The organism is Luteolibacter sp. AS25 (assembly GCF_046736275.1).
Taxonomy (GTDB): Bacteria; Verrucomicrobiota; Verrucomicrobiia; order Verrucomicrobiales; family Akkermansiaceae; genus Luteolibacter.
This window is the reverse complement of the sequence record NZ_CP151837.1, coordinates 615524-639084: the sequence shown is the minus strand read 5'-3', so window position 1 is coordinate 639084 and position 23561 is coordinate 615524. Positions and strand designations below refer to the sequence as shown.

Annotated in this window: 23 protein-coding genes and 3 tRNA genes; 13 read left to right on the top strand and 13 right to left on the bottom strand. The window is 52.5% G+C overall.

From position 1 onward, the window contains the following. Nucleotide 1: 1 nt before the first annotated feature. From AAGA79_RS03035 to AAGA79_RS03025, 3 genes are all read right to left on the bottom strand, one after another. Entirely contained in the window at nt 2-562 is a 561-nt protein-coding gene (locus AAGA79_RS03035; protein ID WP_411827303.1) for a chlorite dismutase, read from the bottom strand. A gap of 38 nt (nt 563-600) precedes the next feature. Beyond that, the gene (locus AAGA79_RS03030; RefSeq protein ID WP_411827302.1) at nt 601-1059 is read right to left on the bottom strand and encodes a tRNA (cytidine(34)-2'-O)-methyltransferase; all 459 of its coding nucleotides are present in this window, start codon (nt 1057-1059) and stop codon (nt 601-603) included. Nucleotides 1060-1132: 73 nt separating this feature from the next. After that, nucleotides 1133-1209 (bottom strand) — tRNA-Pro (locus AAGA79_RS03025). A gap of 76 nt (nt 1210-1285) precedes the next feature. On the opposite strand from AAGA79_RS03025, the gene argC reads away from it, so the two are divergent. The 3 genes from argC to AAGA79_RS03010 all read left to right on the top strand — a co-directional run bounded on the left by argC (nt 1286) and on the right by AAGA79_RS03010 (nt 3054). Continuing rightward, nucleotides 1286-2329, top strand: coding sequence for an N-acetyl-gamma-glutamyl-phosphate reductase (argC, locus tag AAGA79_RS03020; RefSeq protein ID WP_411827301.1), 1044 nt, complete (start codon nt 1286-1288; stop codon nt 2327-2329). Between the two features lie 64 nt (nt 2330-2393). Next, a tRNA-Ser gene (locus tag AAGA79_RS03015) sits at nt 2394-2483 on the top strand. Between the two features lie 289 nt (nt 2484-2772). Next, on the top strand, nt 2773-3054 hold the full coding sequence (locus AAGA79_RS03010; protein WP_411827300.1) for an RNA recognition motif domain-containing protein: 282 nt from the start codon (nt 2773-2775) through the stop codon (nt 3052-3054). A gap of 98 nt (nt 3055-3152) precedes the next feature. Here the strand turns inward: AAGA79_RS03010 and AAGA79_RS03005 are convergent, their stop codons facing one another. The 8 genes from AAGA79_RS03005 to AAGA79_RS02970 all read right to left on the bottom strand — a co-directional run bounded on the left by AAGA79_RS03005 (nt 3153) and on the right by AAGA79_RS02970 (nt 13280). Then, complete coding sequence (locus AAGA79_RS03005) at nt 3153-4253, bottom strand: PepSY-associated TM helix domain-containing protein (RefSeq protein WP_411827299.1); 1101 nt, start codon at nt 4251-4253, stop codon at nt 3153-3155. A gap of 19 nt (nt 4254-4272) precedes the next feature. Continuing rightward, a complete protein-coding gene (locus AAGA79_RS03000; RefSeq protein ID WP_411827298.1) occupies nt 4273-6489 on the bottom strand; it encodes a TonB-dependent receptor in 2217 nt (738 codons plus the stop codon). Nucleotides 6490-6792: 303 nt separating this feature from the next. Continuing rightward, nucleotides 6793-7263: an L-fucose mutarotase gene (fucU, locus tag AAGA79_RS02995; RefSeq protein ID WP_411827297.1), complete on the bottom strand. Its 471-nt coding sequence runs from the start codon at nt 7261-7263 to the stop codon at nt 6793-6795. 6 nt (nt 7264-7269) lie between these two features. Continuing rightward, nucleotides 7270-8766: a malate dehydrogenase (quinone) gene (gene mqo / locus AAGA79_RS02990; RefSeq protein ID WP_411827296.1), complete on the bottom strand. Its 1497-nt coding sequence runs from the start codon at nt 8764-8766 to the stop codon at nt 7270-7272. 13 nt (nt 8767-8779) lie between these two features. Then, a complete protein-coding gene (locus AAGA79_RS02985) occupies nt 8780-10552 on the bottom strand; it encodes an L-fucose isomerase (RefSeq protein ID WP_411827295.1) in 1773 nt (590 codons plus the stop codon). 41 nt (nt 10553-10593) lie between these two features. Further along, nucleotides 10594-11352 (bottom strand): class II aldolase/adducin family protein, encoded by a 759-nt coding sequence (locus AAGA79_RS02980; RefSeq protein ID WP_411827294.1) that lies wholly within the window; start codon nt 11350-11352, stop codon nt 10594-10596. Between the two features lie 12 nt (nt 11353-11364). Next, complete coding sequence (locus AAGA79_RS02975; RefSeq protein WP_411827293.1) at nt 11365-12849, bottom strand: rhamnulokinase; 1485 nt, start codon at nt 12847-12849, stop codon at nt 11365-11367. Nucleotides 12850-13204: 355 nt separating this feature from the next. Next, nucleotides 13205-13280: transfer RNA gene (locus AAGA79_RS02970), tRNA-Phe, on the bottom strand. A 192-nt stretch (nt 13281-13472) separates the two neighbouring features. On the opposite strand from AAGA79_RS02970, the gene AAGA79_RS02965 reads away from it, so the two are divergent. From AAGA79_RS02965 to AAGA79_RS02950, 4 genes are all read left to right on the top strand, one after another. After that, nucleotides 13473-15197: a hypothetical protein gene (locus tag AAGA79_RS02965; protein ID WP_411827292.1), complete on the top strand. Its 1725-nt coding sequence runs from the start codon at nt 13473-13475 to the stop codon at nt 15195-15197. A gap of 89 nt (nt 15198-15286) precedes the next feature. Further along, complete coding sequence (locus AAGA79_RS02960; RefSeq protein ID WP_411827291.1) at nt 15287-15511, top strand: hypothetical protein; 225 nt, start codon at nt 15287-15289, stop codon at nt 15509-15511. Between the two features lie 22 nt (nt 15512-15533). Further along, nucleotides 15534-16598, top strand: coding sequence for a DNA replication/repair protein RecF (gene recF / locus AAGA79_RS02955; RefSeq protein ID WP_411827290.1), 1065 nt, complete (start codon nt 15534-15536; stop codon nt 16596-16598). Between the two features lie 33 nt (nt 16599-16631). Next, complete coding sequence (locus AAGA79_RS02950; protein ID WP_411827289.1) at nt 16632-17348, top strand: hypothetical protein; 717 nt, start codon at nt 16632-16634, stop codon at nt 17346-17348. A 14-nt stretch (nt 17349-17362) separates the two neighbouring features. On the opposite strand, the gene AAGA79_RS02945 is transcribed toward AAGA79_RS02950, so the two are convergent. Continuing rightward, entirely contained in the window at nt 17363-18874 is a 1512-nt protein-coding gene (locus AAGA79_RS02945) for a hypothetical protein (protein ID WP_411827288.1), read from the bottom strand. A gap of 204 nt (nt 18875-19078) precedes the next feature. Between AAGA79_RS02945 and AAGA79_RS02940 the strand changes: the two genes are divergently transcribed. From AAGA79_RS02940 to AAGA79_RS02920, 5 genes are read left to right on the top strand one after another with little or no spacing between them, the layout of a single operon-like run. Continuing rightward, on the top strand, nt 19079-19846 hold the full coding sequence (locus AAGA79_RS02940) for a segregation and condensation protein A (protein WP_411827287.1): 768 nt from the start codon (nt 19079-19081) through the stop codon (nt 19844-19846). Between the two features lie 48 nt (nt 19847-19894). Beyond that, nucleotides 19895-20338 (top strand): FKBP-type peptidyl-prolyl cis-trans isomerase, encoded by a 444-nt coding sequence (locus AAGA79_RS02935; RefSeq protein ID WP_411827286.1) that lies wholly within the window; start codon nt 19895-19897, stop codon nt 20336-20338. Beyond that, a complete protein-coding gene (locus AAGA79_RS02930; protein ID WP_411827285.1) occupies nt 20335-20868 on the top strand; it encodes a rhodanese-like domain-containing protein in 534 nt (177 codons plus the stop codon). The genes AAGA79_RS02935 and AAGA79_RS02930 overlap by 4 nt, the downstream gene beginning before the upstream one ends. Nucleotides 20869-20921: 53 nt before the next feature. Continuing rightward, nucleotides 20922-21236: a pyrimidine/purine nucleoside phosphorylase gene (locus AAGA79_RS02925; RefSeq protein WP_411827284.1), complete on the top strand. Its 315-nt coding sequence runs from the start codon at nt 20922-20924 to the stop codon at nt 21234-21236. Then, a complete protein-coding gene (locus tag AAGA79_RS02920) occupies nt 21209-21997 on the top strand; it encodes a DUF2459 domain-containing protein (RefSeq protein ID WP_411827283.1) in 789 nt (262 codons plus the stop codon). The genes AAGA79_RS02925 and AAGA79_RS02920 overlap by 28 nt, the downstream gene beginning before the upstream one ends. 11 nt (nt 21998-22008) lie before the next feature. Here AAGA79_RS02920 and AAGA79_RS02915 read toward each other — a convergent pair whose 3' ends face one another. After that, nucleotides 22009-22743, bottom strand: coding sequence for a hypothetical protein (locus AAGA79_RS02915; protein ID WP_411827282.1), 735 nt, complete (start codon nt 22741-22743; stop codon nt 22009-22011). Between the two features lie 118 nt (nt 22744-22861). On the opposite strand from AAGA79_RS02915, the gene nth reads away from it, so the two are divergent. Then, a complete protein-coding gene (gene nth / locus AAGA79_RS02910; protein WP_411827281.1) occupies nt 22862-23512 on the top strand; it encodes an endonuclease III in 651 nt (216 codons plus the stop codon). Nucleotides 23513-23561: the final 49 nt, after the last annotated feature.

Below are 23561 nucleotides of genomic sequence, written 5' to 3'. Positions count from 1 at the left end.
CCTAGGAGGCCTGTAAATAATCTTCCCGCCTCACAAGACGCAGGTCAATTTCGCGTTCCACGAATTGCCATTCCTCACTATCGCGGAACGATGCAAGCATGGCATCTATTTTCGGCTCGTCCTCTGGAAAATATTCCAGCCAGGTTATAAAATCAAAGGGCTCACCCAGCTCACGACAATGATGTAACTGCCTCGCAACTGTTGGGAATTCCTTGTAGAAATCCTCACCTATCCATGCGTGGGAACTCTTCTCATCATCGTTCATATCCCACCAGGATTCCTGCCTCTTCATCGCGATGAAACAAGCGCATGTTGCTCTCTCCCTGCCTAATTGTGGCAGCGGTAGCATTGAGTTTTTCTCCACAGCCAAATCCGACCGTCTGACTTTGCTGGAAATACCACGTAGCAGCCACCTGAAATCCACAGGCACCTGCATCACGTATTCGTTTCTGACATCAAGGAAGGGGGTCGCTTCCATTTCCTCTCCTGCCAAACAGGACATCTTCTCTACTTTCCACTGCCCTCTATCACCCGCTATAAAACTATATGATGGAGAATACATAATCTCCAAGAATAGCATTTTCAGTGCCAGTCACATGTTTACCATTCGGGAGCCTGCTGCCTGACAGCCTCATACAGGACGATCGCCACCGCTGTTGAAAGATTTAGACTCCGGGTCCCACCTGGCGCCATTGGTATCCGCAGTGCTCCGTTCCCGGCATTTTCGATCATATCTTCGGGCAGACCCTTTGTCTCCCTTCCGAACACCAGACAATCGCCCTTTTGGAACTTCGCCTCCCACGGAGATTTTTTAGCCTTTGTGGAAAGATACCAGAAGTTCACTTCAGTCATAGACTCTTTCAACTCCTCGAAATTTTCCCAAACATGGAGGTCAACATCCTGCCAGTAATCGAGTCCCGTACGCTTCACATACTTATCTTCCAAGGAGAAGCCCAACGGTTTCACTAAATGTAGGGATGAGCCCGTGGCCAGCGCCAATCGCCCGGCAGCCCCCGCATTGTGGGGAATTTCTGGCTCAAGAAGCACTATATTGAACATTGGTGATATGGAGGGCTTATGTCCGCCACCGCGGTTAACGAAGGGGAAAAAATAATTAACCAGTAGAAAAGAATGGTCGGGCTAGCGAGATTCGAACTCACGGCCTTCTGCACCCCATGCAGACGCGCTACCAGGCTGCGCCATAGCCCGTCATTCCTTCGGGGCGAAAAATCAAGCAGCACAATCCTGAGTTGGCAAGCTCTGAAATAACTGAGATGTAAACCCTATGAAACAGATCAAAACAGCCATCATCGGAGCCAGCGGATACACCGGTATGGAACTGATACGCACACTCCTCACCCATCCCAACGTAGACCTCGTGGCGGTCACTTCGCGTGCGGAAGCAGGCAAACGGCTTGATGAAGTTTTTCCACGTTTTGCCAAAGCAAAGGCAGCCGCAATCGAATTTTGCCAACCGGACCCTGATTATATTGCCTCCACCGGAGCCGAGGTCGCCTTTCTGGCCCTCCCTCACGGAGTAGCTGCCGAAATTGCCCGTGCCATGCTGGAGCGCAATATCAAGGTGATCGACCTTAGTGCAGACTTCCGCCTGCACTCACCGGCGGTATATGAGGAATTCTACGGACACGCCCATCCCGCTCCCGATCTTCTGGAAAATGCTATCTACGGCCTTCCTGAAGTCCGTGCCGCTGAAATCGCAGCCGCCAAGCTTATCGCCTCCCCCGGGTGTTACCCGACGAGTATTATCCTTCCACTACTACCTCTCCTCCGGGAAGGCTTGATCGATGCGGATACCATCGTCGCAAACTCGATGAGCGGCGTCTCCGGAGCAGGACGCAAAGCCGATCTTTCACTCCTCTTCTGCGAGTGCAACGAATCAGCGCGCGCCTACGGAGTCCCCAAACACAGGCATCTATCCGAGATCGAGCAGGAACTCAGCATCGCCGCCGAGAAAGATGTCACGATTTCCTTCATTCCTCACCTTATCCCGGTGAATTCAGGTATCGTCACCACCACCACCGCGAAACTCACCGCAGGTGCCACCCCCGAAAAAATCGGGAACGCACTCGAATCCGCCTACTCGGACGCAGCATTCGTCAGATTACTGGGCCGGGGGAAATCAGCTGATACAAAACAAGTCACACGAACCAACTTCATCGATATCGGGTTCGAAACAGATCCTCGCACAAACCGTGTAATCCTTATGAGTGCTGAGGATAACCTCGGAAAAGGTGCCGGTGGACAAGCCATTCAAAGCTTCAACATCATGCACGGATTGGACCAGCAAACCGGCCTCAATAACTGGTAATTGAAAATTCATGCAAAATGAGCTTGCCCACAAGTGATTGGCTAACTAGTTTCCCGCCCTCCAAGGACAGATGTCAGAGTGGTCGAATGAGCACGCTTGGAAAGCGTGTGTAGCAGCAATGTTACCGAGGGTTCGAATCCCTCTCTGTCCGCCATTTTTCTTTTCTAAAGAAACGGCTCCCACTCGTAGACCTGTCCTTCTCAAGTGTTGATTTCAACACGAGAAATCCCCTAATTCCTCTTCGGAATCAGAATCGTGCCCTTTGGCTCCTCTCACTATGGTTCGCCTAGGAACTCACTTTTCGGCTCAAATTTTAAGTCCTTGGGAAATTAAGTTTCTGAAAAATGTGGCTTAATTGCGCAAGATAGGCTACTCGATCACTTCGGCTTGTTTCTTCGACAGTTTTGTAAATTGGAGTCTCGTTGCAAGGTCCAATTATTATTATGAAAATGTACGTAGGCAATCTGTCGTTCAACACGACAAAACAAGAACTTGAAAATTTTTTCTCCCAATATGGTGCAGTAACTGACACCCATCTTCCGGAAGACCGTGAAACCGGTCGCCCACGTGGCTTCGCTTTCGTGACTATGGATAGTCAGTCAGCAATGGAAGACGCTATCAAAGGCGCTGACGGCACAGAACTTGACGGACGTAGTCTCAAGGTCAACGAAGCTAAACCCCGCGAAAATCGTGGTGGCGGCGGCGGCGGTGGCGGACGCTGGTAATTCGTTTTACCATTTCTTTTTAGAAGGCAGGTCACCGCGAGGTGCCTGCCTTTTTTGTGTCAATTTCCAACCTGAATAACAGCGGCAACTCCTGCCGTCTAACGGGAGACTTTCTTCTTTCCAGCCCGTTTCCCCTTTCTACGCGACCACCATATCGACATTCCGCTGATACAAAGCAACCCGGGGGAAAGGCCGGCAATAGCCCAGGGAATCTTAGACCATATCCCTCCGAAATCTCCAAAGTGCAGGGGCTCAAAGCTATCCTCAACCCACGCCCACCAGCTTTCATCGCGTAGGTCATACGACGATAGAAATCCACCGGTTGTCGCATCAAAGGCCACCTGAGAGCCATACCTGCTACGAACCCAAGCCGCATCGTCAGGCTTACCCCACAAGGTAAAACGGCCCTCGGGCTCCCAGGGAAACGAGATATAGTTTGTCTCGAAGCCCGGCACGTGATCACCGGCTTCAGCCATCAAACTTTCAAGGTTTATACTGGCTGGAAACAGCTTCTCGTAGAACAAAACCTCTTCAACCTCCTCATGCGGAAAAAACAGATCCTCGAACGTGTGGGACAAGCTCCAATAAGCCCCGGTGAAACCCAGTAGAAGATTAAAACCCACCGACCATACACCCACCAAACGGTGAAAGTCCCCCGTCATCAAACGCCAGCTCGCACCAAAACGCAGGCGCAATAGCGACTTCCAAAAGCGACGATAAAGCCAGAGACCGGAAAGCCCCAGGAAACAGAGCGCCACGCCCAGAATTCCAGCCAAAGCCTCACCAAAATGCCCAAGAAACAAACTGGTATGCAACTCCAGCAACCAGCTAGCCAAGGAGTCCTCGGAAAGCTTCGGATCCATCAAAACCTCCGCCCGGTATGGATCCACAGTGAGCAAATGCCACTCCCGCGTCCCGTGCGGCATCACATACACACCATCCGCCAAGCGCGGATTCTCACGGTGCAGTCGCCAGCCCGTTACGCTGTGATCCGGCACCTCCTCCTCTACCGCAGCGACTAGGTCATTGAGAGGAAGCCGCCCCTCGGTCGTTGGCTCCACTATCAGAGTCTCCGGACTCAGTAGCAGGTCAATTTCCTCGTGGAAAACCAACAAGCTCCCCGTCAGACCCAGCAAGAGGAGGCCGACTCCTGCGAAGAGGCCGGCCAGCGAATGAAGACGCCAGAAGATTTTACGCACTTAGCTTCGTGGACGGGGATCAGAAGCTATAGGTAGCGGAAAGGGCAAGGCTCCTTGGCCCACCCACCGTGAGGTAACCACTACCTGGGTATCCTCCTGAAGAGGCCCAGTAATCCTTATCGAGCAGGTTCTCCACCCGCGCTCTCAGTGTAATGGTCTTCCCATCATCAAGAGTGAAGAGATAGCGCCCGCCGATGTCGAAACGTGTCCAGGAAGGAACCTTCTGGGTATTGGCCGAGTCAGCATACTGCGATGCGGTATGAATCATCCCTGCATCGAAGGTAAAGCCCTCAATAAAAGGTGTGTCCCACTCGACATTCAGATTTGCTTGGTAACTGGGTGCACCAATGAGATCGGTGCCGTCGTCTTCAGTGTCCAGCAGACTGATGCCACCCAGCAGTCTCAGACCCTCGGAGACTTCCCCGAAAAAGCTGAATTCTATTCCACGGTAACGCTGATCACCTAAAACCCTGTAGTCGCCGTCTCCGTCTATCCCTGCGAGCGGCTGCTCCGTTTGGAACAGGGCTACCGATCCGCCAATGGTTCCGTAGTCCAGCTTCGTACCAAATTCCAGTTGCTCCGTAACATAAGGGTCCAATGCCTCTCCAGCATTTCCTACCGGAGAGCCACCCGAACTCGCAGGAGCAATATCCCCAGCGCTCAGTCCCTCGATATAGTTGCCGTAGACCGCCAACTCGGGAGTAATTTTGTAGAGAGCTCCGAACGCAGGGGTGAGTTCACTTTCGGAATAATTCGAGATCTCCGCCCCTGTGTTGTAGTCAAAGCTCGAAGTCTCAATACTCTGATATCTCAGCCCTCCTACGAGGATGAGACGCTCATCGAACATGGAAACCATGTCCGCCAATGCAAAGCTCGAAGTCTCAACCTCAAAAGTTGTGGAAGGATTGCTCAGATCTCCACCGATGAGAGCCGTCGCATCTGGCTGTGCGACTGTTCCCGGCTGGTAAATATTTGTAGCGAAGCCTCCAAAATCGGAGAACGCATACGCATTCTTCGAATCCAAGGAATAGGCCATGAATGACAAACTCGGGCGATGCCTTACAGGCCCCGTTAGGAAGTCTCCTCGGACTCCGACCTCTCCAGTAAGAACAGTATCCTCCCGCGTATTGTCAAAGCGGTAGCTGTTCGCCGTTCCATCGACATTGCTAACCCGTGGATTGGCAAACCGGTTTTCCTCATCTCCAGAGCGGCCCCCGATCGCCGCCCAGGCACTCCAGTTTTCATAGAAATCATATTCAGCACGCAGCACCCCGAAAAATTCTTCAGAATCGGCATAGGTCCATGACTGGCCGATACTTTGCGAGCTGGAGGGCGCTGATGGAATATCCACCCCGGGCAAGACCGTGATATTCGGCTGAATCCCCTGCAACTTCACCTCTTGGTATCCAAGATCGGCGGAAAGGCGGAAACGCTCGTCAGTCCAGTCCAGGCCCAAGGCAAAGAGCGCAGTGCCCGCGGATTCCCCGTCAATCGCAGTGTCACCATCACGCACCGCGGTATTCAACCGGACCCCGAGTTTTCCGTCCAGATAACGTCTGGCAACATCCGCCGCACCATAGGCCTGGCCATCGCTCGTGTATCCTAAGGTGAACTGGTTCAATGGCTCATTCGGCGCCCGTTTCGGCAACACGTTGACCGTGCCTCCAAGACTACTACCTGTGGGTGCCGCTCCATTCAGGAAGGCACTTGCTCCTCGGAAGACTTCCACCCGTTCAGCCAATTCAGCGGCCAAATACTGACGTGGAAGCAATCCATACAGGCCATTGAACGTCATATCATCGGAATAGACCTGCAAACCACGAATCAGATATGACTCCTGAAAGTTGCCGAACCCGCGTGCCACACGCACAGCAGGGTCTTTTTCCAACACATCTCCAATCGTCTGTGCCTGCCGGTTTTCTATAAATTCCTCTGTATAATTGGTCGAACTGAACGGTGTCTCCATGTAGTCGAGCGCGCCTAGAACACCCACCCGACCACCCCGGGCCACTTGTCCGCCATTGTAGCTTTCCGGCAGGCCCGCCACACTGGCATCAGCGCTGGCCGTTATTACCAATTCTTCCAAATAATCCGGTTCCTCCGAGGCTCCTGCGACATCATCCAAAGTAGCCTCCTGTGCAAAGGCCGGCATCGCCGCCATAACACACAGCAAACCGGCTTTCGCTAAGCTACACTTCCAAGTTCCCAACACCTTCTTCGGACGTTCTTTTTTCATATCTATCAGTCTGATCTCCGTTTTCTCCCTTAACTATTGAGAACTAGTCTCAAGAAGAGAGAAATAGCTATGTTGCCCGCTTTACCCTGTCAAGGCAGGAGTCTCCATAAGCACTCTAACCAGAGTCTTTCCTTTTCTCTGAAATTCCCCGAGCTTCCTGTTTGCCTACACAATTCAGTGCCATGCTGGTTTCTGGAAAACCGAATTCAGAAGCCCAGAACAAAAAAGAAGCCGTTTTTGATAAAAAACGGCTTCAGAAAGGGTTGAGCAATCGTTTGTAATGATTGCCCTTTAAAAATGGACTTAGCTGACCGTTGCCGAGCCTAGCTGTTTCTTCGACCAATCAGCATCGGTTACGCCCTTGCGGAGAATCAGGTTACCGTATTTGGCTACCTCACCCGTCATGACAACCGCGAAAGCCGATCTTGCCCGCTCGTAGAAGGCAAAGCGCTCGACGCGCTCGACTTCCGTGACTTCGGGCCAGGTTATACGGATAGCTCTCAGGTAGGATTCCTCGATGACCGGATCCACCGTATCGCCATACACCGCCGCCATCATGGCCAGCGGGTGATCGACATATTGATCCGGAGTGAAGAGAGGCATAATCCCCTCAAGCAACTCGGTGACACCGTGTCCATCCGCCCGAATGATGTTCTTGTTGAACGAATCACCGGGAAAATGTGCGTCAGCGAGCACAATTTCATCGCCGTGGCCCATGCGGTAGATCACCGAAAGTAACTCCGGGCTGAAAATTGGGGAAATTCCTCGTAGCATCTGATTTTAAAGTCCGAGTTGAGCGGTAGCCTTGGCTGCGGTCTCACGATAGTAATCCGCATTTTCCGGCTTCTTGATGTCGACATCCCAGACAGGGATGAGCGCCTTCATGCGAGCCTTTCCTTCCTCTGTTTCGAGGAGTTCCGGGAAACATTTTTTCACTACATCAAGCACAACGTGAACAGAGACCGAAGCCCCCGGGGAAGCACCGAGCAGCGCCGAAATCGAGCGATCCGCACTGGTGAGGACTTCCGTTCCGTAGTGGACAATTCCTGCCTCACCATCGGTTTTCTTGATGGCTTGCACGCGGATACCGCCGTCGATGAGTTTCCAGTCCTCGACTTTCGCCTCGGGGTAGAAAATCTGCATCGTCTTGATCCGGTCATCCATGCTCTGGGTGCCTTCCTTGAAAAGGTATTTCACCAGATCAAGATTGGTCAGACCGATCTTTATGAGAGTCGAAAGGTTATCCGGTTTCACCGAAAACGGTAGATCGGCGAAGCTTCCCTTCTTGTGGAGGAACTTGGTGGTCCAGTTCGCGAACGGCCCGAAAAGTAGCGTCTTTTTGCCATCCAGGATACGTGTATCGAGGTGAGGAACGGCCATAGTTGGTGCGGCATCGGCCGGTTGGCCGTAGACTTTCGCCTGATGCTTCTCAACGATAGCCGGATCGTCACAGACGAGCCATTGACCGCCGATAGGGAAACCTCCGAGGCCTTTGGCCTCCGGGATACCGCTCTTCTGGAGAAGCGGAAGACTTCCGCCCCCCGCGCCCACGAATACGAATTTGCATGCGTTGTTGCGGATTTCTCCAGTCTTGAGATTTTTGATTTTCAGTTCCCAGCCTTTAGCGGACTTGGTTATGTCAATCACACGGTGACCGGTGGCAACCGCGCATTTATCCTGGTTGTTGAGCCAATCAAGCAGCTTGCGGGAAACGTTTCCGAAGTTCACGTCCGTGCCGGCATCCATTTTTGTGGCTGCTATCGGCACATCCCCCCTGCCATCGGTAAGCAGCGAAGACCAGGAACCAATTGTCTCAGTCTCCGTGCTGTAATCCATGGAGGAGAAGAAATGGTGGGCCTTCATACCCTCATAGCGGGCCTTCAGGAAATCCACCCAGTCAGCACCGTGAACAAAGCTCAGGTGTGGAACGGGGTTGATGAATTCCTTCGGGTTATCGATCATTCCTTCTTCGATCGCGGATCCCCAGAACTGCCGGGAATATTCGAATTGTTCGAAGATTTTGATGACGTTGGACACATCCACAGATCCGTCTTTCTCACGATGCGGAGTGTAGCTCAACTCGCAGATTCCGGCGTGGCCGGTTCCGGCGTTGTTCCAACCGTTCGAGCTCTCCTCGGCTACGTCGTCCGTGACTTCGTAGACTTGGATACTCATCTCCGGCGAGAGCTTTTTGAGCAGTGCGCCGAGATTGGCAGACATGACCCCACTGCCGATCAATACGACGTCAGGGTTGAGGATGTGTTCGTTATACTTCATCAGGTGATTCTACTTATTTTTGACCATATAGTGGCCCGAAGTTTTCGCATGCGCGGAAATCCGCACCTTCGAGATCGGCGGTGCCGAATGCGTTCCAAGCCGCCGGGCGGAAGATTTTCTCCTCGGAGACGTTGTGCATGTAAACCGGAATGCGAAGCATGGACGCAAGTGCGATAAGATCCGCGCCGATGTGGCCGTAGCTCATTGCACAATGGTTCGCGCCCCATGAGTTCATTACAGTGTAAACATCACGGAAAGCGCCGGAATCACTTGTTCTCGGGACAAACCATGTGGTCGGCCAAGTAGCGTTGGTGCGCTCGTCGAGAGTGTTGTGAACATCTTCCGGAAGCTCGATTGTTTCACCTTCGGCGATCTGGAGTGCCGGGCCGAGACCTTTTACAAGGTTGATACGGCACATGGTCATTGGCATTCCACCTTTGGTCTTGAAGCGGGTGGACATACCGCCGCCACGGAAATACTCGGTGATGGAAGGGTGCCAAGTTGTGGACTTCAGGCAGGAATCAACCTCTTCATCGCTAATTTCCCAGAAAGGCTTCATTGCCGGTGTGCCGTCGACCGACTGCTGGCCAGTGCCATCAAGTGCGGCAGGACCGGAGTTGATCAAGTGGAGGAAACCACCTGCGGCAGCGCCTTCGAGTTCATGACCGGTCACGCGCTTAACCGCTTCAGCACTCCAAAAGGTGCGAACATCGGCAAAGATTTGGGCAGTGTTTGTGAGAAGGTAGCCGAACAGCATGGATACTGCATTAAGAGCATCATTCTCTGTCGCGACCATGTATGGAGTGCGCTTGCCATTCCAGTCGAAGGAACTGGTAAGGATTGCCTCCATGAAATCTCCGTTCGGGAAATGGTCGGTCCATTGACGCTGTCCCTGGAAACCGCTGGCGATTGCGTAGCGGCCATGTGCTTCTTCGCCAAAGCCTTTTTCAGCAAGCTTCTCATTCCCTACCATCAGGTCACGAGCGATAAGTGCCATCTTAACGCAGGTTTCCCACTCGCTATCGAGTTGTTCGCGGCTACGTGTTGTTTCCGGGGTATTGTAATCCTTGCCCTCTTTACAATTTTCCTTAACCCATGAGAGAGCCTTCTGGAACTCGTCTTCATCGTAGATTTTGCAGTCGATGCGGCGGATGAATTCCGACATATCGATGGATTCCACACGCATTCCGAGGAATGACTCGAAGAAATTAGGATCGACCATGGAACCAGCGATTCCCATGGATGTGCCACCCATACCGAGATACGCACGTCCGCGCATTGTGGCGACGGTAAGGCCGGCACGGCAGAAGGTAAGAAGCTTCTCTTTTACATCTTCCGGGATTTCCTCGGTTCCGCCGTCCTGAACGTCGTGACCGTAGATACCAAATGCAGGAAGGCCTTTTTGTGCATGACCTGCGAGAACTGCCGCGAGGTAAACTGCGCCCGGGCGCTCTGTTCCGTTGAAGCCCCAAACCGCTTTCGGGATGGTTGGATCCATGTCCATGGTCTCGGAGCCGTAGCACCAGCAAGAAGTAACGGTGAGGGATACACCCACACCTTCTTTTTTGAACTTTTCCGCACATGCGCTGGCTTCAGCCACGCCGCCAATGCAGGTATCGGCGATAACACATTCAACCGCTTCACCGGTTGGGTAGCGAAGTGTTTCGGAAATGAGTTTCGCTACAGATTCGGCAAGCGCCATTGTGCTGTCTTCAAGGGACTCACGCACTCCGCCAAGGCGGCCATCGATTGTCGGACGAATACCGATTTTAGGAAGATTTTTCATAGGTAGGGTCTAATTTAAAGGTGTGAAACAAATGAGATCGATTACTTGATATTGCCGATAGCAGCACGGCGATAGTGCTCGTCGGGGCGGTTTTCAATACGGTCGGAAATACCGCCTTCAAGGAAATTCGGTCCACCCATGAGGTAGCTTCCGGCGATGACCTTCGCCCACTTGTCGAGCATGAGCATGATATTGAGAACCTCACGATCAGTCGCACCGAGTGCAACCGGGCCGTGATTCACCATAAGAATTACTTTTGGTGCCGCACCGTGCTCGTCCATGAATTTACGGAGGGAGTCACGAACAGCTACAGCGAGGTGCAAGCCGGGATCGATGTAAGGAACCACCGCGAGGTTTCTGCCGCAGACAACGATTTCGTCCGGGTACACGTGCTTGAGAAACGGCTCCGCGCCGAGCTTGGAGCAAAGGATCCGGAGAACGGATGTCGTATGCGTGTGGCCGACCCACTTCGCGCCGGCTTCCTTGATGCAGAGTGCGTGAAGGAAGGTTTCCACGGATGGAAGGCGTGCGGATTGATCAACGCGCGCCTCTTCGAGACGGCCACGGACCTGATCGTCGGTGAGGTTCGGATTTTCAACAGCTTCGAGGACCGGGTCGAGGTGAACGCGGGTTAGACCGCCTTCATCGATGGTGCCGAGTTGGCTGCCGGATGCTTTCACTAGAAATGTGCCGTCACCGAGGTCTGCACTGGTGTTTCCCTCGCCTAGAATCGCCAGCTCGCGATCTTCGCGGCCAAGTTCGTGGGAGAGCTTGATAAGTTTCTGAAGGATATCGTTCATGATGAATCGGGGTTAGATGGATTGTAGTTTAAGAAATTTTTCGTAGGCGGCGTCCCATGCGGTGGATGGGGCTGGTGAGAACGTTTTCACAGGGAAGGATTTACGAACAAGCGCGCGGCCTTCCTGAAGAGAATCGATTGCGCCGAGAGTCTGGAGCTGGATCAGGATATTTCCGATGGAAGTAGCCTCCACTGGGCCTGCTACGACTGTGCAATTCGCCGCATCAGCCGCGAATTGGTTCAGCAAATCGTTTTGTGATCCGCCGCCGACAATATAAATGCGGTCGATTGGCTTCCCAGTGAGCTCCACCAGACTCTCTTTCACCTGCCTGTATTTCAGCGCAAGACTCTCGAGAATACAGCGGGTGAGATCCGCCGGCTCAGTGAGCGCGGGTTGCCCGGTTTTTTCCAGCCACGCTGTGATAGCTGAAGGCATGTGCTCCGGTGCGCGGAACTCCGGTGCATCCGGGTCAATCAGCGCAGTGAAAGGCTTTGCAGAAGAAGCAGCGACGACCAGATCAGCAAACCCAAGGTTTTTCCCTTCGGCATCCCAATGGCGCTTGGATTCCTGGAGGAACCACATGCCTGCAATATTCTTGAGGAAACGTGTTGTCCCCGAAACTCCGGCCTCATTGGAAAAGCCTTCTTCAAAACCTCGATCACTAACTAGCGGCCGTTTGAGCTCACGCCCCATCAATGACCATGTCCCCGAGCTAAGGAATACAGGCTCGGACTCTTCCGCAGGAATACCTGCAACCGCCGAAGCCGTATCGTGACAGCCGGGAGCAATAACTCGAATTTCAGCCTCTTCGCCAGGCACACCATGCACTCCTTGGAGCATCGGCCCCAAATCAGTGCCGGCATCTACCAGTTCACCAAAAATTTTCTGAGGAAAGCCCATCGCAGAAATGAGATCCGTATCCCAATTCTGGGTAGCAGCATTCAACAGCTGCCCGGTGCTGGCGATGGAACGCTCTACCGCACGGCGACCTGTAAGCTTATAGTTGATCAAATCCGGCAAAAACAAAATTGTATCCGCCTTTTCCAAAAGAGCATTCGAAGACCTGGCTTCCGCAAGTAGCTGAAAAAGCGTGTTGAAGAACATGAATTGAATCCCGGTTCTCCCGTAGATATCTTCCTTTGGCATTTTTGAGAAAGCCAGCTCCTCCATACCGTCAGTACGGGCATCCCGGTATTGGTAAGGCACGCCCAGAAGCGATCCTTCGGCGTCCAACAGTCCGTAATCAACACCCCATGTATCAACACCGATGGATGCAATCTTGGTGCCGTGCGTTTCCATTGCCAGAACGATTCCCTTCCGGATCTCTTCAAAAAGCTTATCAAACTGCCAATGCCAGCCGCTTTCCATCTTGATGGGCTCGTTCGGGAAACGGTTTACCTCTTCCAGGGTGAGCTTCTCACCATCATACAAGCCTGCAAGAACACGGCCACTACCTGCGCCAAGATCGGCGGCTAAACAAATAATCGGAAAATTCATACTACCTCACGAGGGGTTTGGGTTTCGTTACTTCTTTCGATCCCCAAATCGGAAATTGCTGCAGAAACATGAAACCGACGCGTGCCGGTGCTCATTTTCAAGGATATTTGATTGATCTGTTCCAAGTATTTTCTTTCCACAACAAAGGTTTTTCTCTGTCCACGGCTGCGCCGCAGGGCCTCATAAAGTAGGGAGCACAGAGACCGGTAGCAACCTCATTTTACCCATTGTGAAAAGCAACATTAAAAGGCTGCAAAAGACGAATTTTCAAAGAAAAAACCAAAATCTCCTCTACCAAACAAACACAAACCCACAAAGGGCTAGGAGTAAAAATCTGCAGAAACAAGCAGATGAGTGGTGGCCCAACCCGGATTCGAACCAGGGACACGCGGATTTTCAATCCGCTGCTCTACCAACTGAGCTATTGGGCCTCACATCAACACCCTTTCGGGCGGGGCGCGAGTAAGTCTGCCAAGCTCGACTTTGACAACCCAAAAATCATTCCTAATTAAAATTTATTGTCGATTGGAGAAACAGCGTCCGTCCGGCACTATGTGACAACCACGTAACACAAGCCCTCTACACACATCCACCGGCTACCATCAGCCTGCTCCTCCAGACATATGGAATTATTTCTCATCGATGCGATCGGTCCTTTCTTCAGAGGATACGAAAGCAGCCGGATCAATTGGTCAAAGATCCCATTCACTCATCTAAAGACCGAAGGAGAAGAGGCCGAAGCCCAGTGGCAGCGAATCATTTCCGATCTCCGCGACTTTGCCACAGAGGTGAAAGCCATCGGTTACAATGCAGTAACGCTGGATGACTTGGCGCACCTTGCCACCCATCCGCTCCATGAGCCTGTGGTTGTAGGCCAAATCGCTTTTTACCGGAAAAAATTCACAGAGATTTTCGCCATGCTGACCGGGGAATTCCAGCTCCAGGTCTATCTTACCAGTGATATTATTCCTCTCACTCCCGCCATTGATCAGGAATTCAGGGATGATCCGAAAGGATTGGAGAACTATTACGTCTCTCTCGTCAAACAGGTGCTGGACGATTTCCCACAGCTGTCCGGGCTAATTCTCCGGATCGGTGAGAGCGATGGAAATGATGTGAAGGATCTCATCCGCACACGTCTCCACCTCAGAAACCCGAAGGAAACCAATTCACTCATCAAGAAACTTCTCCCTCATTTCGATTCTCGGGGGAAAAAACTGATTCTCAGAACATGGACGGTGGGAGCACACCGTATCGGCGATCTTATCTGGCACAGGGGCACCCTTGCCGAAACGCTGGATGAAATCGAATCACCCAATTTTATCGTTTCCATGAAACACGGGGAAAGTGACTTCTTCCGCTACATTCCCATCAACCGCGCCTTTTTCAGGGTAAAGCAGGCAAAGATCATTGAGCTCCAGGGCCGCCGTGAATATGAGGGCGCCGGGGAGTATCCTTCCTTCATTGGGCGCGATTGCGAGCAATTCGCCCGCGAGTTGGAAGCGGCGGACAACGTTGTAGGAATGTCCATGTGGTGCCAAACAGGAGGTTGGCACAGATTCCGCAGACTCCCCTTTCTGCAGGATAACAAACATTCGGACATCTGGATCCGTCTGAATGTTGTCTCCGCCATCCGGATCTTCAAGGAAGGCAAAAGCGTGGAGGATGCCGTTGAAAGCCTGATGGGACCAGATCGTGCACCCGCCACTCTGGAGCTTCTGCGCGATGCCGACATGCTCATTCATCAGATTTTGTATATAGAGGACTTCGCACGCCAGAAACTCTTCTTCCGGCGCGTTAGGATACCGCCGCTCGTGAACATTTGCTGGGATTGCCTGTTCATCAATCACGCTGTCTCGAAAATCCTGCGTCACTTCGTTCCAGATCCGGAAGGTGCCATCCGGGCAGGAGAAAGCGCCATGTCCCTTTTTCCGAAAATGATACAGCTGGCGAAGGATGCAGACCTCCCGGTTCAAGACATTGAGCATATGCGTGATTTTTTCGCACTTCTGGTTCTGGCACGCCGCTACTACTTCCTACCCTTCGATGAAAACCTCGCGGAAAGTATCCGGGCCGCGAAAAAGACCTATAAACAAAGGTATCCGAAAAACGTCCGCGATCGCTACCGCATCAAAATCTCGTTCGATGAGTTCAAGGTAAAGCGCCGCACACTCTCCTGGGCTTCCTCATTTCTACTCCGCAAAAAGCGGGGATATCGCGTGATCGATCACCTGTTCACCCTCCATCTCATCGGATTTGCTTACCGCCTGTTCACTCCACGTGACCCAAAACGCATGCCGAAGTTTCTCCGTGAATCCGCCATGGGTATAGAGACACTTTTTAAATAACTTACCGAGCGGTAGATATTCCGAATACATCGCAATTCCCCACCAGCTAGTCCTTGGAGTTTTGGAAATCGTCTCTAGTGTATCCCGAAATGCACGCAGAACTTCAGGCCAGCCTACTAAAACGCACCGAGATCATCTCAGATCGCTCATGGTACGAACGTGACCCCGATGGTCATCTGGAAGCGCTCAAGAACGTATCCGGTGAGATCGACAGCTACTTCAGTGAACACCGCTCCGGGTGCGATGCACAACTTGCGCATTTCCTAAAAAACGCATCCTACCAGAAAGCATTGGATCACCTCCAGAAAGCTTGATTTCAACAAAATCGGCCAACCAGTGCTACAAAACCTCCGCCTGCAGAATTTCCGTTGCTTCGAGACATTATCCCTCGAAGTCCCGCCCGAGGGTGCCATCTTCACGGGCGATAACGCACAAGGAAAAACCTCTATTCTGGAGGCAGTTTGCACACTGATCAGGCTTCATTCCCCGCGAACGAATCGCTTCAATACCCTCGCAAAATTTTCCTCCGGCGGATTTGGAATTGCCGGAGACCCATGGGATCAGGAACGGAAGATTCAGCAGAAATCGACCGGTTTGATGCTCAAATGCGAAGGTGAAATCCGCAAATCACGCACCGAATACCTATCCGATGGCGGGCTCATCGTCTGGATGGGCAATGAAGATCTCACACTAATACGCGGTCCCGGCGAGGCCAGGCGCCACTTTCTGGATTTCATCGGTGCCCAGCTGGATCCGAAATACCGCACCGCCTACACCCGCTACCGGCGCGCCCTGAAGGCAAAAAACCTTCTACTCAAGGAGCCGAAACTACGCATTCCAGAGCTGGTTGCCTGGGAGGAAATCCTTATCGAGCATGGCACATTTCTCACCGCAAGCCGGAGTAAACTCGTATCCGACCTTTCCCCGCTGGTTTCCGCCTCACAGATCGCCATTTCAGGGACAAGCGAAGCCCTTACCCTTCAATACCTCCCCGCCTCCGGCCCATCGCTTAAGGATTCCATCCACCAAGCCCGTCAGAGGGAAACCGCCACCCGTCAGGCGGTCATCGGCCCCCACCGTGATGATGTGTCAATCCGACTTCATGGAATGCGCGCCAGCGAATATGCCAGCGAGGGACAGCAGCGCACAATCGCTCTCGCCCTCAAGCTTGCCCAAGGGGAAATCCTACGGCAACGCTGCGAAAAGACACCCATCTACCTTCTCGATGACATCTTCGGGGAGCTTGATATCAAGCGCCGTAACGCACTTCTCAAGTATCTGCCGGTAAATTCACAGAAATGGATCACCACCACGAATTTGAATTGGCTCGATTCCACTGAAAATCTCCCGAAGCTCCCTGTTCTGACCGTCGCTGATTCCATCGTCCGAGGGGCGAATTGACGCAGACTTTTTTCGCTGCTAGCGTCCTTGATCATGAAGACCGCTATAGTCACCATTCTCGGCTGCATGGCCTTCGGCAGTTTATACGCGGAAATCGATGCCGATCGGAAATCTCTACTCGATGCCGATCCCGAGGTAATTTACCTGGAGGAGATCGTCACCCCTCCGATCAAACTGGAAGTAATCAAAGAGGCTCCTGTCTTTTCGGACAAAGACGGAAGGCACCGCCTCGGATACCTCAGGGCAGATCAAACAGTCGAGCTGGAAGGCATGACATCAAAGGCCTACCGGGTCCGCGGTCAGGGCACCCGCCACGGCATAGCCGGTTGGGTCGCACCATGGGCTTTTTCCCACGCGGAAGAAGATTTCGTGGCCAAGCTCCAGCAACTCTACGATCGTCAGATCGCCGTCAATAAGATCATTGCAGCCAGAGAGATCGCTATAGGAATGACCCCACCCGAAGTTTCAAGATCACGCGGCGAACCTACTAAAACAACCGTCCGCCGCACCGCGGATGGAGAGGAGGGCACATGGGAGTTCATCGACTATGAAGAGGTAAAACACTTCATCACCCGCGTCGATCAGACAACTGGCCAAGTATTTCGACAGTTCTCCCACATCACACGGGAGGAGAAAGGGAAAACCACTATCGAGTTCAAAGACGGCGCGGTAACCGCTATCCAGGAAAGTGAGGACAGAAGCGGCGGCAACTTGAAAATCGTCGTCCCGCCCCTGATTTTCCGCTGGTAAGGATCGCACGCAGCCTACCGGGCTCCGAGTTTGTAGATCTGCTCCGCCTGCTTCTCTGTCACCTCATACAATGTTCCGTTTACAGGGACATCGATCTGAATCTGGTCTCTCGTCCCACTTGGCGGGTAGATTTCAGCCAGTTCCGGCGCTCTCACGAATGCATCTTTGGCCAGAGTGACCTTGAACTTCCCTTCGTATTGGAACGACTGGAAGCGCAATTCTGCAGCCTTTTGCTTCTTCTGCCTCTCCTCGATAGAGAGACCCAGTTTCTCGAATAGCGAAAGATCCCCGGCTTTTCCAAACCCTATCTGATTCCCGTCTTCCGAAATCTCCGCCGCGCGCTCGAGCGTCACATCATAACGTTTGTTCGAAGCCTCGCCATCACCCACCCATTTCAAAGCCTCGTTTTTCGAAACGAGTTCGCTGAAGGCGGTAGCCTCCTGATCTGTCGGCACCCGAATTTTCATCCCTCCCTGCATCGCAAATAGATCGCCAGCTACCAGAAATAGATCTGAAAACTCGATATCGCCACCATAGCTTTTCAGGTGAAACGACCCTGTTTCAAAATCCAGGCGCCGGTAATTATTAAATGCATCCACTACGCTCAAAGCCCTTAGAATGTGAACCTTGTCGCGCAATACGATCACCTCGCCACTTCCTAGCTCCACCGGACCTTCAAAGCCGATGCCTTCCGAGGAATTGGTTGATCCGAAGATTCGCAACTCCGCTGAAATCACTCCTTCTACGTAATCATGAACAGCCAGAGGAAGCAGAGGCTCCAAATCCACCTTCTTCAGCTTCACCCTACCATCCAGAATCGGCCGATCCCCTGTTTTGATCCGCAACCCGTCCAAATTTACCGTTCCCTTCTTGCCAGCTCTGAAACGCGCCTTCTCGAAGACTATCTGTTCCTTCGAAAACACGACATCCAGCTCATCTATATCTAGGTTTCTGAGCCAATTTTGTGAGAAAGTGCCACCGCGGAATCTGAGTTTCCACCCATCGGCTACCTTCTGGGCGTGCATCTTGCTACCGGAAATCGAGCCACGTGTGCGCTCTGAATACCCCCACCTCATGGAGATCCTGGACACCTGGATGGCCTCCATCTTCATTTTCCCCGTATCCTGGAAAATGACCTCACCGATTGACGCAGCCGAAGCCTCTGAATCCGCACCGGGCTGAAGCTCCATATCCACATCGGAAATCTCTACCAGGCCAGTATCCCACTCCGGCTTGAAACGGTCGAATGTCCCCATGCGACAGCGCAAATTGCGGATATTCATCCCCTCGAAGAATGTGTTTGAGCCTCCCCCGAGCGCCAGACTGCTGATGCGGAATTCACCATGGGCGACAGAAAGTCCGCTCAGTTCTATTTCCTCGGCAGACAACCTTTCCTCGATCAAGTCCGCCACTTTTTCACGGAAACCTTCGCCATCCATCTGCTTGACGATAAAAATCCAGGCGACAATCCCTATAACAATAACAAATACAAACACCCGTGCGAGTAGTCTGAGAAAGTGAAACAAGGCCACCCCCTGTGATCCTCCACCCGACAATGAGTATCTGAGCTGAAACCAAAACCCCTGACTCGAAATCCACTGGCTAAGTCTTTCTTGAAAGATTTTGGATTGCTCTGATTCAGACTGTTCGTTCATCGATTTGCGACATAGAAACCCTGTAGAGCACCTCTTGCTAGCAGAAACTCCATCGATACCAGACAACGTAACAAATTGGAAACCAACGATTACAAAGTCCAACTGGAGATATTCGAAGGTCCGCTCGACCTTCTCCTCTACCTCATCAAAAAGGACGAGCTGGATATCCACGCCATCTCAATCGAGCGCATCACCAAGCAGTATCTCGATTACATAAATACCTTCAAGCTGCTCAATATCGACCTCGCCTCGGAGTTCATCGTCATGGCAGCGAACCTGATGTATTTGAAATCCCGCACCCTCCTGCCACGCACGGAGCAGCCACCCGAAGACGATGCGGAAGAAGACGATCCCCGCTGGGAGCTCATTCGGCAGCTTATCGAATACAAGAAATTCAAGGATGCAGCCGGCTTCCTCTCCATCCGCGAGCTTGAGCAGCAGGGCCGCTTCGCACACCAGCCGGATGCCAGCGCGAAACCTCCCGAAGAGCCACCTACCCTTGCGGAAGTCTCCATCTTTGATCTCATCCGCGCATTTCAGAACGTCCTGAAACGCTTCGAGGAATCCCACGATCTGGGAGACATTATCGACGATCGCTTCACAGTTTCCGATAAAATCGAATTCCTCCTGGGGCATTTTCTCCCCGGACAAGCCTTGTCATTTGATGCTCTTTTCCAAACCGCCACCACCAAATCTGAAGTTATCGTCACATTTCTAGCCGTGCTGGAACTGATGAAACTCAATCAATTCGTAGTCCGGCAGGACAACCTCCTATCCGCCATCACCGTTGAGCGAAGAACAGCCGTGGAAATGGAACACGAGGACCCACCCGAGGAATCCTGATCAACAGCCGTTTTGACATCACGCCCGTTGATCTATTAAGTCATCCCAATGAAAAAAATTCTCCCACTCGCCCTCTTCTCCCTTGCCACCTTCTCTTGTACGAACACAAATCCCACCATGATTGAAACTCCAACAGATGTAGCTGCAGCCCCAGCCGATGCCGAAGTAACTGATTCCGGACTCTCCTCGAAAGTCATCGCAAAAGGCACCGGAAAAACCCACCCCAAAGCCACGGACCTCGTAACCGTCCATTACTCGGGCTGGACCACCGATGGAAAACTTTTCGATTCCTCCGTAAAACGTGGAAAACCAACTTCATTCCCGCTCAATGGTGTCATCGCGGGGTGGACTGAAGGTGTGCAACTCATGGTGGAAGGCGAAAAACGCCGCTTCTGGATCCCTGCAAAAATGGCCTACGGAGAAAATCCACCGGCCGGGTATCCTGCCGGAGTTCTCGTATTTGACATCGAGCTCATAAAAATTGGCAAATGAACTCCCCGGATCGCCTCAACGATTCTTTCGGCAGCCGGAATCTCCACAGGTTTCTGCTGCTTTTTCTTGCCCTGATCCTAGGTGCTTGCGCTGAGGATCCCGCGCCGAAACCAGTCCCGCCACTGGATCCTTCAAAGGCTATCAAGAAAGACGAACCCGAGGAAATAAAGGAAACTGCGACTCCTTCAGCTCCAAAACAGGGCAGCGTCACCCGGATGCCGCTCGGAGATCTTTACCAGCTCGTCCAAAGCAACGCCGCGTTGATTTTCGACGTTCGCCCTTCCCTGATTTATAAGCTCGGTCACATCCCTAATGCCATCAGTTGGCCACAGGGTAAATTTCTCGCGGACATCGATAAGCACGAGCCTCGAATCACCGCAGCAAATGAGGAAAACACCCCGGTCGTTATCTATTGCACAGACATGGCCTGTCCGGATGCAATGAATGTAGCGACTCGCCTTGCGCAACGCGGCCACAAGGTTTCACTGCTCCAGGGCGGCTATGAGGCTTGGAAGATTGCCACAAACTAGCCATACGCGGTATGGACATTTCCTAATTCCGCAGCTACACAGCCGCAGAGCTTATGAGAGAATTCACCAATGTATCAGTCAACGCACTCGCCAATGTCTACTTCGATGGGCGGGTAGTTTCACACACCGTTCAGTTTCCTGACGGCACAAAAAAGACACTCGGTATTCTTTTTCCAGGGACTTATAAATTCAAGACCGAAGCTCCGGAACTGATGGAAATCATTGATGGTTCCTGCGAGATCAGCATCGATGGATCAGATACTACCCGCTTCATTCCTACGGATGAATCATTCAACGTGGATGGAAACAGCGGCTTTACCATCACGGTAAATTCAGGCACTTGCCAATATATCTGCTCGTATCTCTAGGGTCTTCCCTCGTTTCACTCCCGATGAAGGCATTCTGGATAGCGCTCTCGTGCGCTTGTGTTTTGGCGCTCTGCTCCTGCAATTTCGTCACACTCCCGCCACCTCCGGCTCCGGACCCTGCTCTTATCGAGAAAAACACAGTCTCCAGCTATACTCCGGCGCGTACGCCCGAAGTTCAGATCTGGATGATCGCGGATAAGCTGCACACCGGTATGGTGTTCGAGTATACGTGGCTGGTGGAATCAGGCTGGGTGGCTCCGGAAAATTTCCCGAAATCAAAATACGTGACCTTCTCGTGGGGAGATCGGCAAGCCTACGTAAATCACCGCTGGCTCACTGGTACGGAAATTTTCAACGCCATATTCTGGCCATCTCCCGCGGTCATGGAATGCATTCCCATCAACTGGGGAGTTGCTGAAGTTTCTCCAAACCAGCACATCTGGATGAAATCCATCCCCCGCCAGCAGGGTCCATACGTAGCCGCATTTCTCAATCATTGCACCATTCCGGACGAAAACGGGAAGCCAACCCAAGCGGGTCCCGCAAGTTGGGGCGGAGGAGTTTTGCTGGAATCCCCGCAGGTCTACTATTTCCCGAGAATCTGCAACGTTTGGACAGGACAGGCGCTCGAATCTTGCGGTGCCGACATCTTTTCACTCCTCTCCATCCACCGCGACACGCTCGCCATGGAGGCGGAAAGAAACGGCTTCGTCGAGGTCTGGGACGGCTCAGGAAACAAGTATATCGAGCTTAGCCACTAGGAGTGCGGCACCTAGCTCCGCACAACTATACTATCACCCTGCAGCCAAGTCCTGATAGCACTAGGCTCTCCGCTCAGGTTACCGATCATCCGCCATTTGGACCTTCTGATCGCTCCCGCATCACTGCGCCGCTCTTCCACCACCCCCCTCAACCGTGAAGCGGAGGAATGGAAGAAATAGACACCGTCCTCCCGGTTCACCAAAAAGCCGACGTGCGTATCCAGGCCGATCATGTAGATCCCGTTTTCCAGCCCCTCCACCCAGTCCGCGTAGTCATCGTAGTCCTTATCCACCTTCAGGAGGCAGGACTTCCTTGGCAGAAAAGTCCGTAGAATATTCTCGGAAGGCTGCTGGGCCAGCTTGTAGCGGTTTACCCGGAAACCCGCATCCCTCAGCACAGTGGAAACAAAATACCCACATGCAACTTTCCCTTCTCCAGGCCTCTCCGCAGTTCCGTTGAAATCATAACCGGTCCCCACCCAGCAACGCATCATTTCCGGCATCACCAGCTCCAACATGACCCGTGCATCGTACTCCACGGCCAGCTTTTGTTCCGCAGTCTTCGCGGTCTTATATTTTACCGCCAGCTCCCCACGCCAGCGCGCCAGCTCTTTCATCAATACCTCATACCTTTCACGATCCGGCTTCGGCTTCTTCTGAATGATTACCAGTTCGTCGAAATACCCGGCCCTATCCGCTTTCCAACCCACCCACACGATCCCCACGATCGCCCAAAAAATGAGCAACCCCAGAACCAACTTCACCCGAACCTTCACTTGTTTATGATCTTATGCCAATTTCAACCCATCTATCCAGCCCGCATATGACAAGGCTGGTCACAATTTATTCAAATTACTCCCTATCATGTTAAAGAAACAGCGGGCAGAGCACCTCCTGGAACGCCTCGAACAACTCTATCCGGAAACTCCGATCCCGCTGGATCACACCAGTCCGTATACATTGCTCATCGCCGTGCTCCTCTCCGCCCAGTGCACCGATATCCGGGTGAACCTTGTAACCCCCGCACTCTTCGCCCTCGCTGACACACCAGAGGGAATGATGAAAATCCCCGTTGAGGATATTCGGGCAATCATCCGCCCCTGTGGCCTTTCTCCCACCAAGGCAGCCGCAATTTCCAATCTCAGTAAAATCCTCGTCGATAAGCACGGCGGCCAGGTCCCTCAATCATTCGAAGACCTGGAGGAGCTACCCGGTGTGGGTCACAAAACCGCTTCCGTCGTCATGGCCCAGTCTTTTGGCGTCCCGGCATTCCCCGTCGATACCCACATCCACCGCCTCGCGAAACGCTGGAAACTCACGCCAGGGAAAAACGTCACGCAGACAGAGCGGGACCTAAAAAAACTCTTTCCTCGAAAATCATGGAACAAACTGCATCTCCAGATCATTTTCTACGGCCGGGAATATTGCACCGCCCGCGGCTGCGATGGGAAGTCATGCCTTTTGTGCCAGGAATTATTTCCTCCAAAACAGATAAACCCGGCTTCCGTAAAATAAATCTAGACGTGACATTTTCCTTATATTTGTAAACCTGCCAGCTGCTCGT